Raw genomic sequence first — 13333 nt, 5'->3', positions numbered from 1 at the left:
GATGAGCCTCCACAAGCCTGCCAGCCGCCTCGGCACACCGCGCGGCACCGTTGCCGGCACGCGGGGATCAGAAACCGTCCGCCGTGTGAACCGCATGCTCGCCTGGGCGCTACTGGGCCTACTGCTGTTCGGCCTCAACATCGTCCTTGCCGAAGCCCTGCACCATGCGGGGATCGTGACCTACGTGTTCCGCCGCACGTTGCTCTGGGCCATCGCTCCATATCTCTGCGCATTCGTGCTGCTGCACCGGTCGCTCCACCTGCCGTCGATGGAAGGCAATAGCATCGTCGGCATCTCCGTCACCCTTCCCTTCCTGCTGCTGTTGCTGGTCTTCGCCAGCCTCCATATCGAGTATTCGCGGGGTGCGCTACTGCTCGGCTACCTGACGACGCTGGGCTGGAGCGCCTTCGGCTACCGCCGTTTCGTGCAGGACTACGTACCGCTGGTGGGCTATACGGACCCGAAGACGCTGGAACACCTGGAGTCCATCCTTACCATGCCGGGCGCCGCGCCTGCGGCACCGACGCGATTCGAGTTCCTGGGCTCGATCGAGGATGCGGTCTTCTGCGACGGGCTGATGCTCGACCGATCCGCCACGGCGGACCCCGAACGCACCCGCACGCTCGCACGCCTGAAACTGAGCCATGTGCGCCTGTATTCGGTGGAAAGAGTGGGAGAGATGCTGACTGGCCGCGTCGGGCTGAGCCATATCGACGAGAACTTTCTGGATGACTACGCGCGTCACTATCTCTACGGATTCGTGAAGCGGCTGATCGACGTCTGTACCGTCCTTTGCCTGGCTCCGCTGGCCGCACCACTGGCGCTGCTGACTGCCGTTGCGGTGCGGCTGGAGTCGTCGGGGCCGATACTGTTCAGGCAAACCCGCGTGGGCCTGCTCGGCGAGCCGTTCACCATTCTGAAATTTCGCAGCATGACCTTTGACAAGGGCGCCACCGCGCAATTCGCCATGCTGCACGATCCGCGCGTGACGCGAATCGGACGGATCATCCGGAAGTACCGGCTCGATGAACTGCCACAACTCTGGAATGTGCTGACTGGCGACATGAGCCTCATCGGTCCGCGCCCGGAACAGACGCCGATGGTCGACACGTTCTCGGAAACAATCGCCTACTACCCGTACCGGCATCTCGTGCGGCCGGGCCTGTCGGGATGGGCGCAGGTGCAGCAGGGCTACGTCGGCACCCACGCCGAAACCGTGACCAAGCTCAGCTACGACCTGTACTACGTCAAGCACTGCTCGTTCGCGCTCGACCTGCTGATTGCAGTGAAGACGGTGCGGACGTTGCTGACCGGGTATGGGGCGCGTTGATGGCCTCGGCCGCCAATGCGGAACCTTCATCGATGCGCATCCTGCTGGTGACAACCGGACTCAAGGTCGGAGGCGCCGAACACCAGGTGGTGACGCTGGCGCGGGCGTTTCTGGCGATGGGGCACGCCGTTGCCATCCTGAGCCTCTCGCAAGGGTGCGAGATCGACCTGCCTGCGAACGTGCATGTGGCCGAACTGAATATGCGCAAGACACCGGGCGGTATGGCACTCGGACTCTGGCAGGCACGCGCACTGGTCCAGTCATGGCAGCCCGATGTCATGCACGCACATATGGTGCACGCCAATCTTTTTGCCCGGGCGCTGACGCGGGTGATCAAATGCCCGCCGCTGGTATGCACCGGGCACAGCTTCAGGGAGGGCGGACGGCTTCGCATGCTTGCGTACCGGTTGACCGATCGTTGGGCACGTATCACCACCCACGTCAGCCAGGAGGGCAGACTCGGCCTGATCACTGCGGGCGGAGCGCCGGCATCGCGCGTCATCGTCATGCCCAACGGTATCGACATGGAGAGTTTCCGACCAGACCCCGCCTCGCGGCAAGCGATGCGCGTCCAGCTGGGCATCGACACCGACACGCGCCTCCTGCTCAATGTCGGCCGGCTGGTACCTGAGAAGTCCCAGGACATCTTGATTCGCGCCTTTGCACAACTGGACCCGCAGGTCCCCTCGCACCTGTTTCTCGCCGGCGACGGACCACTGCGGCGACCGCTGACAGACCTCGTGGCATCACTGGGTCTCGCATCGCGTGTGACGCTGTTGGGCCAGCGCCATGACATCCCGGCACTGCTCAACGCCGCTGATGCCTTCGCGCTATCTTCCAGTGTGGAGGGGCTGCCCATGGTACTTGTGGAAGCGCTTGCGTGCGGGTGCCCTATCGTGTCGACTGATGCGCCGGGCGTAGTGGAGGTGCTGGGTGAGCTTGGCAGCATCGTGCCACGTGGCAACGTGCATGCCCTGGCCACGGCCATGGCGAATACCCTCGGCAACGGCCGCGGCGCACCATCCGCGCAGGCCGCGCGGCGTGAGCGCGCACTCGCCACGTTTTCCATCGAGTCCGTCGCGCGACGCTGGCTGGCACTCTATGCGACCCTGCACGCTGGCGCCGCCGTGCCCACCGCGGAGATAGCCTGATGCGACAGCGCGTCGCGCGAAATCTGTTCTGGATGCTGGCCGAGCGCGGCCTGCAGGTGAGCGTCGGGATCGGCATCGTGGCCATGCTCGCACGCGCCTTGGGACCGGAGGGATTCGCTCACTTCCAGTATGCGCAATCGATTGTGCTGGTGGCGGCATCGTTTGCACTTGTGTGCAGTGCCGAAGTAGTTGTACCCCGGCTTGTGGCGATGCCCGCGCCTGCGGCCCAACATCAACTGTTGTGGCATGCGTTCGTGCTGCGGCTTGCTGGCGGCATTGCCGGCTACGCGCTCATGTGCGCGTACCTCGCCATTACCCAGCCCGTGACGGATATCTGGCATGCGGCGCTATGGCTCGGCCTCGCCATCCTGCTGCGCGAACCATTCGGCGTGGTCACGGCATGGATGCAGGCCCACATTAATATTCGCCCGGGTACCTTGTTCAGCCTGACCGCCCTCGCTATCAAGGCAATGTTGGTTGGCGCGCTGTTCGCCGCGTCCATGACCGACGTTTCAGGGTACGCCATGGCATTCGCGCTGGAGGCAGTCGTGCTTGCCTGCCTCTTGGCAGCCAACTATTGCAGCCGGGGTGCCAGCGGCCGGCCGTCTTGGAACCCGGGGCTGACGCGGACCCTGTTGCGTTCCGGTTCGCTGTTCTGGATCAGCTTCATCCTGATGATGGGTGCCCGGCGCGTGGATCAACTGATACTGCAACCCGCCGTGCCCGCCGCGGAGTTTGGCGCCTACGCCGCATGCATGCAGATTCTCGACAACTTCACGATGATGGCAACCATCCTGGCGGCCGCTATCGCGCCGAGTTATGTGTATGCACAGCAACGCTTCGGCGATGCGCATGCTGCTGTCGGCCGCATAGCCCTGGGCCTGGCTGGACTGGGCCTGGCCGGCGGACTTGCCATTGCCGCCTGCGCGCCATGGATCGTGGCGCTGCTCTACGGACACGCTTTCCAGGCCACAACAGGATTGCTGCGCGTGGCTGCGCTGGCTTCTCCCCTGGTGTTCGCGGATGTTGCCCTGACATTGCTGATCGTTCATCTGCGCAAGCCACGGTGGGTCGCCATCAAATGGGCGGCAGTGCTGGTGACCACACTGCTATGCGACCTCATCCTGATTCCACGCCTGGGGAGTTGGGGAGCCATTGCGGGCTATGCGCTCGGCAATGGCCTGGCCGTGATCGTCGGTATCGTGCTCTGGTGGCGCTACCGGCTCGTCCGCGAATTGGCCTCGGCATGAGCACCCGCCCGACTGTCTGCTTCCTGACCGGCACACTGAATGCTTATGCCGGCGCCGAACGCATGACAGCTGTCATTGCCAACGCATTGGCTGCGCGTGGCTATCGCATCCTGATCCTGAGCCTGTGGGACAAGACAAGCGCTTTCCCATTGCATGCCAATGTCGTGCACGACACCCTGTTCGATCAGCGGCCCTCGTTCAAGCGCCAGTACTTCAGCACGGTTGCCGGGATCCGTCGGTTTGTGCGAGCGCATCAGGTAGACGTGCTGATCGAAGTTGACACCATGCTCACGCTGTTCACGCTCCCTGCCACTGCCGGTATTCCCTTGCGGCGTATCGCATGGGAGCATTGCCATTTCGATGAGGATCTGGGCAAGCGAACGCGTCGGCTGGCAAGACGGATTGCCGCCATGTTCGACTTCGCGGTTGTCGTCCTTACGCAGCGGGACAAGGACGTCTGGCAGGCCCGCCTGGCGCCACGTTGCCGTGTGATGGTCATCGCCAATCCTCTCCCGTTCCCGCTTCCTCCAACCACTGCAGTAGCAGTCGGGCGGCGCGTGCTGGCGGTTGGGCGACTGACGCACGCGAAGGGGTTCGACATCCTGCTGAAGGCATGGTCTCTGGTTGCGCCGTCATCCCCTGGATGGTCGCTGGAGATCATAGGCGAAGGCGAAGAGCGTGCCGCCCTGCAGCAGATGGTTCACGAACTTGGACTTGGCAGTTCCGTGACATTGCCCGGGACCGTCCACGATGTCCAGGAACACTATCGTGAAGCGTCCGTCTTTTGCCTGAGTTCGAGATATGAAGGTTTTGGACTGGTGCTCATCGAAGCCATGTCCTTCGGACTCGGCATCGTTTCCACGAACTGCGAAGCGGGGCCGCGCGAAATCCTTCGCCATGAGCAGAATGCGCTTGTGACTGCGACCGAGGACGCCACCGCGCTGGCTGAAGCCTTGACCTGCCTGATGGGAGACGAGTTGCGGCGCCTACGCCTTGGCAATGTGGCACGAGCCGACGCAGAAAACTATGACTTGGACGCAATCATAGACAGATGGACGGAATTGCTTCAGCAGTGACGACGGACCGGCGCATTCACGCGGGGCAATGAAACAAAAGAGCTACAATAGCGGCTTACGGAACAAGCATCCCCCGAAATGCAAGATCGCCCCCCCACACAGACTGGTTTGTTGGAAGAATTGCGCATCGCTGCTGCGCGTTCGATCAAAATCGTATTGACCACCGCTCTTCTGGGTGCAGTACTGGGCCTTGCCCTGTTTCAGTTCCATACGCCGCGCTGGACGGCCAAGATGGTCGTCAAGCTTGGCCAAGTGACTACTTTCGTGGATTCAGGTGTCACCGTCAGGCCGCTGGAAACGCAGTTGACCGCAGTGGAACTGTTGAACCAGCCGACCTATCGCTTCAACGTGCTCAGCGCCTTGGGGTTGCCGAAGCCGTATGAAGATAATGCACAGTCCACGCTCATCTTCGAGACGCTACGCGCCACGCCGGGCCGTGGCCAGGATCTGGTGACTGTCCAAGTCAATGCTGAATCACGAGATCTGGCCCAAAAGACCCTCAACGCATCGTACAACTTGCTCGGGAATGAGCATACGAAGATGTTCAACGATGTTGTTGACCGCATGAAGAAGGATCTGGCTGACACCGGCACACGGTTGGCTACAGCCGAAGACGAATATTCCAAGGCGTTTCAGTCACTGAAGGCTACCAAGTCCAACGAAGGTACTGCAGCCCGCGACCTGTTTGCGACAAACCTTGTCGCCACCGTTTCACGTCAGATCCTCGATCTGCAACGCCGCAAGACGCAACTCGAGTACAGCTTGGAATCTGTTCGCACGTACCCGACGCGCGTGGTGGATACGCCGTATGTGCCGGTCGCGCCCAGTTCGCCCGGCCGAACCGTGTACATTGGGCTCGGTGCGCTTGCTGGACTCATCTTCGGCATCGCCCTGTCGGTTCTCGTACGCAGGAGACCGTAGCACGTCTGGCGACCCATAAAAAAATGCCGCAGCCCTGGTTTCCCAGTGCTGCGGCATTTTTTTTCAGATGTCCTTGCGACTTTGCCCCAGGAATCGCCAGCCCACGAACTTGGCGATCATGCGCAACTGATTTACGAAATATCGTGGATTCTTCCACGAATTAATCGCCATGGCCTTGGCAAAAGCCGTCCCGAGAATCAAGAAGAAATGCGCATCGTGGACTCTCGATGCAAGCGTCTTCGGGGGAAGGTGCCGAACCACTTTCTCATCGATATCGCACTCGATCACGATATGTACGCGCGTCTGGTCGCTGCGGTTCTCCACGCTATGGAGATACGACGTATCCAGTGACCACAGCTGGCCGGGCAGCATCCTGACCCGCTTCCGGGACACTTCGAAGAACACGTTGTCGTTGGTAATAACGGGAACGTGAAAGCGAATTCTTGCGTTGGACGACGCGCCTGTCAGGTCGCGGTGGGGATGCAGCATGGCCCCCGGCGACAGGTAGTAGAACACACATAGCCCATCACGCTTGGCCCCAAGAAAATCATAGATCTTGCCGAGAAAGGGATGTTCCTCGGCCACGAGATCCACCTTGTGCCATTGCAGATCCTTGTAGCGGCCTGCCTCATGGACATTGCTTTTCTGCTTGTCGAGCTGCAAGCAGAGTTGCCTGATCGGCTCCATTTCTTCCGGCGAGAAGAAATTGTCCTTGATAAGAAACGATCCGTGATTCATTGTTGTTAGCACTCCCCTCAAGCCCCGGAAGAGCTTCCGAGGCATCAACTGCTCTGCATTCGACCCGATTTACACCAGCGTGACGTCGCCGTCCGCCAATTCGCGCTGCCCATACCCGTGAACGTGCTCGCCAAAAATACGGCTGAGCGTTTCGACGTCATTCTGTTCGGCCGCATGGCGCATTGAGGCAAGCACGCCGACGAACCTCTCCCACTCGACGTACTCTTCGCGAGCCTTCATGATCCGTTCGTGCGCGGTTGCCTCCGGATTGTCTCCGATCAACAACTCTTCATATAGCTTTTCACCCGGGCGCAAGCCCCTCACCTCGATCTCTATGTCTCCGGACGGGTTCGATTCGTCGCGCACCGTCAGGCCCGAGAGCTGCACGATTCGTCTCGCCAGATCCATGATCCGCACCGGCTGCCCCATGTCCAGCACGAAAACTTCCCCGCCGTGGGCCATTGCGCCTGCCTGCAACACGAGTTGGGCAGCCTCGGGAATCGTCATGAAGTAGCGCGTCACTTCCTCATGCGTGACCGTCAACGGCCCCCCTTCCTGCAATTGGCGACGGAACAGCGGGACCACACTCCCGCTACTGCCCAGCACGTTGCCAAAGCGAACCATGGCGAACACCGTACGGGTGCGTGTTACTGTGCACGGACGGCTGTCCAGGGGTTCGAAATCAAGCGTTTTCGCACCCGCCATGGCCTGCAGCACCAACTCCGCCATGCGTTTGGTTGCTCCCATGACGTTGGTGGGCCGCACGGCCTTATCGGTCGAAATCAGGACAAAGTACTCGACCTCGCATTCCATCGCGACACGCGCCATATTGAGCGTACCGAAGATATTGTTCAGCACGCCTTCCGACGGGTTGCATTCCACTAGCGGCACGTGCTTGTAGGCAGCGGCGTGATACACCGTGGCAGGCCGGTACTTCTGGCAAATCTCGCGCAAACGGCCAAGCTTGGATACGCTTGCAAGCAGCGGGATGATCTCGACGGCGAGCTTGTTTTCACGACACAGTGCTTCAAGTTCGCTATGAATCGTGTAGAGACCGAACTCGCTATGCTCGACAAGCAGGATGCGACGCGGCTTCTCGAACACGATCTGCCGGCACAGTTCACTGCCGATACTGCCGCCTGCACCGGTGACCAGTACGCACTTGTCTGCCAGATTACGCGCGAGCAACGCTTGATCCGGAGGCACCGGAGCACGGCCCAGCAAATCCTCGACATCCAATTCCTGGAAATCGCGGATCGTAACCCTGCCAGCGGCAAGATCCGACATGCCTGGCAAGGTGCGTACGTGCACCGGCAGCTCGCGCAACCTGGCAATGATCTCGTTGCGGCGCGTACGACCGAGCGACGGAACAGCGAGCAGGATATCTGTTACGCCCATGCTCTCTACAGCATCGCCCACGTCGGCGGGGTCGATGATATCGAGCCCGTTAATCGTACGGCCAATCTTCGCGGGGTCGTCGTCAATGAAGCCGAGCAACGCGAATTGGCATCCCAGCGCAAGAGCCGACGCCGTCTGCACACCGGCATCCCCTGCGCCATAAATCAGCAGCCTGCCCTCCCATTGACGTCCGCGCGAAACACTGCCCGCCAGCCAGATTCGCGCCAGCGCGCGGCTGGCGCCCACCAACAGCAGGAACAGGATCGGCTGGATCAGGCCGACGCTTCTGGGAACCCCATCCCATTTGAAGAGCAGCAATGCGGCGAAAAACAATGCCCCATATATGCCCACGGCCTTCGCGGTCGTGGCCAAGGCAGCCATGCCGGTATAGCGAAAAATCGCCCGGTAGAGGCCAAGGCGGACAAAGAGCGGGAACGCCAGGATCGGTGCAAGAAAATAGACGTACTTCTGCTGGAGCACGGGGAGACCGGTCTGGTCGATCCGAAGGTAGAACGCCAGCCAGACCGACGCAATCGAGAGCGCCACGTCCAGGGCTACCACCACGCATCGCTTTGCAGGACGCGGCAGGCCCAACAAAAGGGCGATAAATTTGTTCACCGGCTAGCCCGTCCAAATACGTCGGCAATGACTGCGCAACTCTTCTGGATCTCGGCTTCGGTCAATGTCGGATGAACAAGGAACATCAAGCTGATCTCGCCCAGTTCGCGCGCCACCGGCAGGCGCTCCGCCGGGCGCCAGCCCGTATCATCGAAAGCCTTCTCCAGATAAACCTCGGAGCAGGAACCCTGATAACAGGGAACGCCGGCTTCGTTGATGGCTTCCGCAATGCGGTCACGCGTCCAGCCCGGTGCCAATTCCGCAGGGTTCACATATACGTAGCACTTGTAATGCGCATGCACCGAATCCTTCGGTACCTGGGGAACACGGACGGCAGCATACGGGCGGCAGGCACTCCAGATGGCCTCGGCATTCCGGGTGCGCAGCGCGGTCCACTCTGCCATGCGGCGCAACTGGATGCGTCCGATGACGGCCTGCATTTCCAGCATGCGCCAGTTCGTTCCAAAACTTTCGTGCAGCCACCGGAATCCGGGCGGATGCTGCCGCTCGTACACCGCTTCATAGCTCTTGCCATGGTCCTTGAAGGACCACATGGTGCGCCACAGGGCCTCGTCATCGGTCGTCACCATGCCACCCTCGCCGCCGGTGGTCATGATCTTGTCCTGGCAGAAGCTCCATGCCCCGATATGTCCGATCGAACCCACGGCACGGCCACGGTACCGCGCACCGTGTGCCTGCGCGCAGTCCTCGATCACCTTGAAGTCATGCGCGGCTGCAAGCGCCATGATGGGGTCCATATCGCAAGGCCAGCCGCCTAGATGCACACAGATCACTGCGCGCGTGCGCGGCGAAAGTACCTTCGCAATCGTTTGTGCCGACAGGTTGCCGCTGTCCGGCTCGACATCGGCGAATACGGGCGTGGCACCGGCGTTCACCACGCAGGAAATGCTCGCGATGAACGTGCGCGGCGTCACAACCACCTCGTCGCCAGGACCGATGTTCAGCGCCTTGAGCGCAATATCCAGAGCGAGCGTCCCATTCGCCAGCGACAGCGCATGGCGTGTCCCCGTCCACTCGGCAAATTCCTTCTCGAACTCACGGCACTCTGTTCCGGTCCAGTAGTTGACCTTGTTCGACAGCAGTACACGCTGGACGGCGTCGGCTTCTTCTGCAGTGAAGCTTGGCCACTGGGAAAACGGTGTATTTAGCATGGCGTCTCCGACCGTCAATTCAATTCGTGCGGCGTTCGAGCGGCTTGGCAGGGTTACCCACCACCGTCGCACCAGGAGGAACATTCTTGGTGACTACCGCTCCCATCCCAACCACTGCGCCGCGGCCGATAACGAGAGGTTCCCCTGGCTTGCCTTGCTTCAGGATGGCGCCCGTGCCAATGTACGCATGATCCTCGATCACGACATTTCCATTGCATTTCACGCCGGGTGCCAATGTGACATAGTCGCCCACCACGCAGTCATGGGCCACATAGCTGTAGATATTTGCGTGGAACTGCCGACCGATGCGAACGTTGCTCGTCAGCATCACAAATGCACACAGGATGGCGCCTTCACCGACGATCACATCGTCCATCGCCACCACATTCGCGGCTCGCGGTTCCACGAACGACACGCCATCCTGCACGCATCGCGCCGCAAGCTTCTCCCGCACGTCGCTGTTCGCGATGGCCAGGCTGATCCCGCGGTAGCTAGCCGGCTCGGCGAGCCACTGCGCATAGGTCAATACCCGATGTCCATTCAGCATCGCCGCGCCGGGGTTGTCGTCGACGAAGACGAGATCCCACGGGGTCGACTCCGTACGCTCGAGCTGCTCACGAAGAACCGGCATGACCTCTCGGCCAAACCCGCTTGCTCCAAAGATCGCAAATCTCTTCATAGTTATCGTGGTCGCAATTTAGTGTTTCGAACCGGTAAAACGAGACATCGTGGCTTCCCCCGCAGCGCTGACACCTTCACGCACCAACACCTTGCGTACCGTCAGCCACAGGATCCTGATGTCCATCCAGAACGACCGATGGTCGACGTACCAGACGTCCAACGCGAATTTGTCTTCCCAGCTTAGTGCGTTGCGCCCGTTGATCTGCGCCCATCCCGTCACGCCGGGCCGCAACTCGTGCCGACGCGCCTGCTCGGGCGAATAAAGCGGCAGGTATTCCATCAGAAGCGGACGCGGGCCCACCAGACTCATGTCGCCCTTCAGCACATTCCACAGCTCCGGCAACTCATCCAGACTCGTCGCGCGCAACAACCGGCCAAAACGTGTCAGCCGCTCGGCGTCGGGCAGCAATTTACCATCCGCCCCCCGCTCGTCGGTCATGGTGCGGAACTTCACCATCCTGAACGGCTTGCCGTCCTTGCCGGGACGCGTCTGTGCGAACAGAACGGGGCTGCCGAGCTTGATCCGGACCAGGACTGCCAGGCAGCACAAAGGGATTGCCAGCAACACCAGCGCAAACAGGGCAACAAAGAAATCGAAAAAGCGCTTCATACGGATCAGCCCCGAGCCAGCTTCCTGAAAATGTCACCAAACCTGGAGGCACCGACTTCCAGTGCCAGATGCTCGCGATAGTACGCCTGGGCACGAGCGCCCATGGCGTCCCGTTCCGCCACGGGCATTTCCGCAAGTCGCTGCGCGGCCCTGGCGACGGATTCCGCGTCCTCCGATTCCGCAACGATACCGCCACCTGCAGCCCGCACCAGATCGGCCGCGTCGCCGTCCACCGCCATCAGCAAAGGCTTTCCTTTCGTCATGTATGCCTGCGTCTTCGACGGGATCGTGATTTGGAACAACGGATCGCGGCGCAGATGCACCAACAGCGCATCGGCCGCATTCAGTAACGTTCCGACCTCGCTCATGGGCACGGCAGGCACGAATACGACGTTGTCCAACCCCCTCTCCGTCGCCAGGGTCGACAACCGCTTGACGTCGATTCCGCCCCCGACCAGGACGAAGCTGACTGCCACCCCGCGCGCCTTCAGCAAAGCTGCAGCCTCCAGCACCACATCCAGCGCCTGCGCCCGACCCATGTTCCCGGCGTAAACGATGCGAAAGCGCTCGGGGCCTGGAAAATTCGGCGGCAAGGCCCCCGAGGGCGTGCCTAATGCAGCTTCGTCAGCCCAATTGCAGATGACGTCGATCTTGTTCTCGGGCACGCCCCGTTCGATCAGCAGCCGCTTGAACCCCGGCGACAGCACGACGATATGATCGATGCGCCTGTAAACCCATGCACAGACCTTCCCGACGACATCCAGCACCCGCGGGTTGCCTATCATGCCGGTAGCCCGAAGCGTATCCGGCCACATGTCCTGGATGTCATAGACCACCGGTGTTCGGCGCAGTAGCCGCAGGATCGATGCGGCGATTCCCACAGTCAGCGGCGGATGATACGCATAGACCACGTCGCAACGCCGGGCGAACATGCCGTGCAACAGCGCAGCCGCCGCGAAGCTGACGTAGTTCAGCACACGCTGTATCGCGGAATTGTCGTGACTGGGGTACAGGGGTACCCGGGTCACATGCACACCATCGATCAGTTCACGCTGACGCCACCGCATGCGGTAGCCAGGATAGATCTGGCCTCCCGGGTAATTCGGGAAGCCCGTCAACACGTCGACTTCAAAGCCCTGCCGCACCAGTTCGCGCGCGAACACCAATCCCTTGAAGGTGGGTTCGGGGTCAAACCACTGGGTCAGTAGGAGAACGCGGGGAGCCATGAATCAATACTTCTTCCAGACCACACGATTGACGTAGTCGGTATAGCTCTGAATGATCCGCAGCACCTTGTCCGACACGTTCGGCATGCTGTAGTCCGCAACCTGCCGCAACAGGCGCTGTTCGCCGCGCGGCTGGTCCTCGAGAATCGCAAGACCCTGCATGACGCGAGCGGCTTCCAGCCCAACCATCATCACGGCAGCCTCTTCCATGCCTTCGGGACGCTCGTGCGCCTCGCGCAGGTTCAGCGCCGGGAAATTCATGATCGACGATTCTTCGTTGATCGTGCCACTGTCCGACAGTACCGCACGGGCGGAAACCTGAAGCTTGTTGTAGTCCGTGAAGCCAAGCGGCTTCAGCAGTTTCACATTCTCATGAAAACGTGTGCCCATTGCATCCACCCGCTTCTGCGTGCGCGGATGGGTGGAAACAATAACCGGGAAACCATATTGCTCGGCGACTGAATTCAATACCTGTACCAGCTTGCCGAAATTCGCATCCGAGTCGATGTTTTCCTCGCGATGCGCACTCACGACGAAGTACTGATGCTCCTGAAGGCCGAGCCGGGTCAGCACATCCGAAGCGTCGATACCCGGACGGTAATGTGCGAGCACTTCAGCCATCGGGCTGCCGGTCTTGATGACCATGTCGGGCGGCAATCCTTCGCGCAACAGATACTCACGGGCAATCGAACTGTAAGTCAGGTTGATATCGGCCGTATGGTCGACAATCCGTCGGTTGGTCTCTTCCGGAACCCGGAGATCGAAACAACGGTTCCCCGCTTCCATGTGGAAGATGGGAATCTTGCGACGTTTGGCGGGAATCACCGACAGGCAGCTATTCGTATCGCCCAGAACGAGGAGGGCTTCAGGCTTCTCCCGACCCAGCACCTCATCCATGGCGATAATGATCTTGCCGATGGTTTCGGCCGCACTGCCGCCTGCCGCATTCAGGAAGTGGTCCGGCTTGCGAATGCTGAGATCATCGAAAAAAATCTGATTCAGTTCATAGTCGTAGTTCTGGCCCGTATGTACCAGGACATGCTCGCAGTACTCGTCAAGGCGGGCCAGCACGCGGGACAGGCGGATGATCTCGGGTCGGGTTCCGACCACGGTCATGACTTTGAGTTTCTTCATCGTAGTTTCTATCTGTCCGATTTTGCCA

General features: G+C 60.7%; 12 protein-coding genes. 5 read left to right on the top strand and 7 right to left on the bottom strand.

The annotated features are described in order from the left end of the window. Nucleotide 1 precedes the first annotated feature (1 nt). From ABDB81_RS00735 to ABDB81_RS00715, 5 genes are all read left to right on the top strand, one after another. Nucleotides 2–1330 carry an exopolysaccharide biosynthesis polyprenyl glycosylphosphotransferase gene (locus ABDB81_RS00735; protein WP_346809362.1) on the top strand — a complete coding sequence of 443 codons (1329 nt, stop codon included), beginning with the start codon at nt 2–4 and terminating at the stop codon, nt 1328–1330. A 32-nt stretch (nt 1331–1362) separates the two neighbouring features. Further along, nucleotides 1363–2481: a glycosyltransferase gene (locus ABDB81_RS00730; RefSeq protein WP_346809360.1), complete on the top strand. Its 1119-nt coding sequence runs from the start codon at nt 1363–1365 to the stop codon at nt 2479–2481. Then, nucleotides 2481–3731 (top strand): lipopolysaccharide biosynthesis protein, encoded by a 1251-nt coding sequence (locus ABDB81_RS00725; protein ID WP_346809358.1) that lies wholly within the window; start codon nt 2481–2483, stop codon nt 3729–3731. Before ABDB81_RS00730 ends, ABDB81_RS00725 begins: the two co-directional genes overlap by 1 nt. After that, the gene (locus tag ABDB81_RS00720) at nt 3728–4807 is read left to right on the top strand and encodes a glycosyltransferase family 4 protein (RefSeq protein ID WP_346809356.1); all 1080 of its coding nucleotides are present in this window, start codon (nt 3728–3730) and stop codon (nt 4805–4807) included. The genes ABDB81_RS00725 and ABDB81_RS00720 overlap by 4 nt, the downstream gene beginning before the upstream one ends. A 78-nt stretch (nt 4808–4885) precedes the next feature. Beyond that, a complete protein-coding gene (locus tag ABDB81_RS00715) occupies nt 4886–5728 on the top strand; it encodes a hypothetical protein (RefSeq protein WP_346809354.1) in 843 nt (280 codons plus the stop codon). Between the two features lie 63 nt (nt 5729–5791). Here ABDB81_RS00715 and ABDB81_RS00710 read toward each other — a convergent pair whose 3' ends face one another. From ABDB81_RS00710 to wecB, 7 genes are read right to left on the bottom strand one after another with little or no spacing between them, the layout of a single operon-like run. Beyond that, a complete protein-coding gene (locus ABDB81_RS00710; protein ID WP_346809353.1) occupies nt 5792–6511 on the bottom strand; it encodes an aspartyl/asparaginyl beta-hydroxylase domain-containing protein in 720 nt (239 codons plus the stop codon). A gap of 24 nt (nt 6512–6535) precedes the next feature. Continuing rightward, on the bottom strand, nt 6536–8482 hold the full coding sequence (locus ABDB81_RS00705; RefSeq protein ID WP_346809351.1) for a nucleoside-diphosphate sugar epimerase/dehydratase: 1947 nt from the start codon (nt 8480–8482) through the stop codon (nt 6536–6538). Continuing rightward, entirely contained in the window at nt 8479–9654 is a 1176-nt protein-coding gene (locus ABDB81_RS00700; protein ID WP_346809349.1) for a DegT/DnrJ/EryC1/StrS aminotransferase family protein, read from the bottom strand. The genes ABDB81_RS00705 and ABDB81_RS00700 overlap by 4 nt, the downstream gene beginning before the upstream one ends. A 19-nt stretch (nt 9655–9673) precedes the next feature. Continuing rightward, nucleotides 9674–10333 carry an acetyltransferase gene (locus ABDB81_RS00695; protein WP_346809348.1) on the bottom strand — a complete coding sequence of 220 codons (660 nt, stop codon included), beginning with the start codon at nt 10331–10333 and terminating at the stop codon, nt 9674–9676. Between the two features lie 18 nt (nt 10334–10351). Further along, entirely contained in the window at nt 10352–10945 is a 594-nt protein-coding gene (locus ABDB81_RS00690) for a sugar transferase (RefSeq protein WP_346809347.1), read from the bottom strand. A 5-nt stretch (nt 10946–10950) separates the two neighbouring features. Next, complete coding sequence (locus ABDB81_RS00685; RefSeq protein WP_346809345.1) at nt 10951–12171, bottom strand: glycosyltransferase family 4 protein; 1221 nt, start codon at nt 12169–12171, stop codon at nt 10951–10953. 3 nt (nt 12172–12174) lie between these two features. Continuing rightward, entirely contained in the window at nt 12175–13305 is a 1131-nt protein-coding gene (gene wecB / locus ABDB81_RS00680; protein ID WP_346809344.1) for a UDP-N-acetylglucosamine 2-epimerase (non-hydrolyzing), read from the bottom strand. Nucleotides 13306–13333 lie beyond the last annotated feature (28 nt).

Source organism: Cupriavidus sp. DL-D2 (assembly GCF_039710735.1).
Taxonomy (GTDB): domain Bacteria; phylum Pseudomonadota; class Gammaproteobacteria; order Burkholderiales; family Burkholderiaceae; genus Cupriavidus.
The sequence above is the reverse complement of the archived record's forward strand: the minus strand, read 5'-3'. Positions and strand labels throughout refer to the sequence as shown.

Excerpts from the sequence above, each read along its gene's own strand:
- ABDB81_RS00730 (WP_346809360.1), top strand. The coding sequence starts at position 1,363 with ATGCGCATCCTGCTGGTGACAACCGGACTCAAGGTCGGAGGCGCCGAA.
- ABDB81_RS00720 (WP_346809356.1), top strand. The coding sequence starts at position 3,728 with ATGAGCACCCGCCCGACTGTCTGCTTCCTGACCGGCACACTGAATGCT.
- ABDB81_RS00725 (WP_346809358.1), top strand. The coding sequence starts at position 2,481 with ATGCGACAGCGCGTCGCGCGAAATCTGTTCTGGATGCTGGCCGAGCGC.
- ABDB81_RS00710 (WP_346809353.1), bottom strand. The coding sequence starts at position 6,511 with ATGCCTCGGAAGCTCTTCCGGGGCTTGAGGGGAGTGCTAACAACAATG.
- ABDB81_RS00700 (WP_346809349.1), bottom strand. The coding sequence starts at position 9,654 with ATGCTAAATACACCGTTTTCCCAGTGGCCAAGCTTCACTGCAGAAGAA.
- ABDB81_RS00695 (WP_346809348.1), bottom strand. The coding sequence starts at position 10,333 with ATGAAGAGATTTGCGATCTTTGGAGCAAGCGGGTTTGGCCGAGAGGTC.
- ABDB81_RS00715 (WP_346809354.1), top strand. The coding sequence starts at position 4,886 with ATGCAAGATCGCCCCCCCACACAGACTGGTTTGTTGGAAGAATTGCGC.
- wecB (WP_346809344.1), bottom strand. The coding sequence starts at position 13,305 with ATGAAGAAACTCAAAGTCATGACCGTGGTCGGAACCCGACCCGAGATC.
- ABDB81_RS00735 (WP_346809362.1), top strand. The coding sequence starts at position 2 with ATGAGCCTCCACAAGCCTGCCAGCCGCCTCGGCACACCGCGCGGCACC.
- ABDB81_RS00690 (WP_346809347.1), bottom strand. The coding sequence starts at position 10,945 with ATGAAGCGCTTTTTCGATTTCTTTGTTGCCCTGTTTGCGCTGGTGTTG.
- ABDB81_RS00685 (WP_346809345.1), bottom strand. The coding sequence starts at position 12,171 with ATGGCTCCCCGCGTTCTCCTACTGACCCAGTGGTTTGACCCCGAACCC.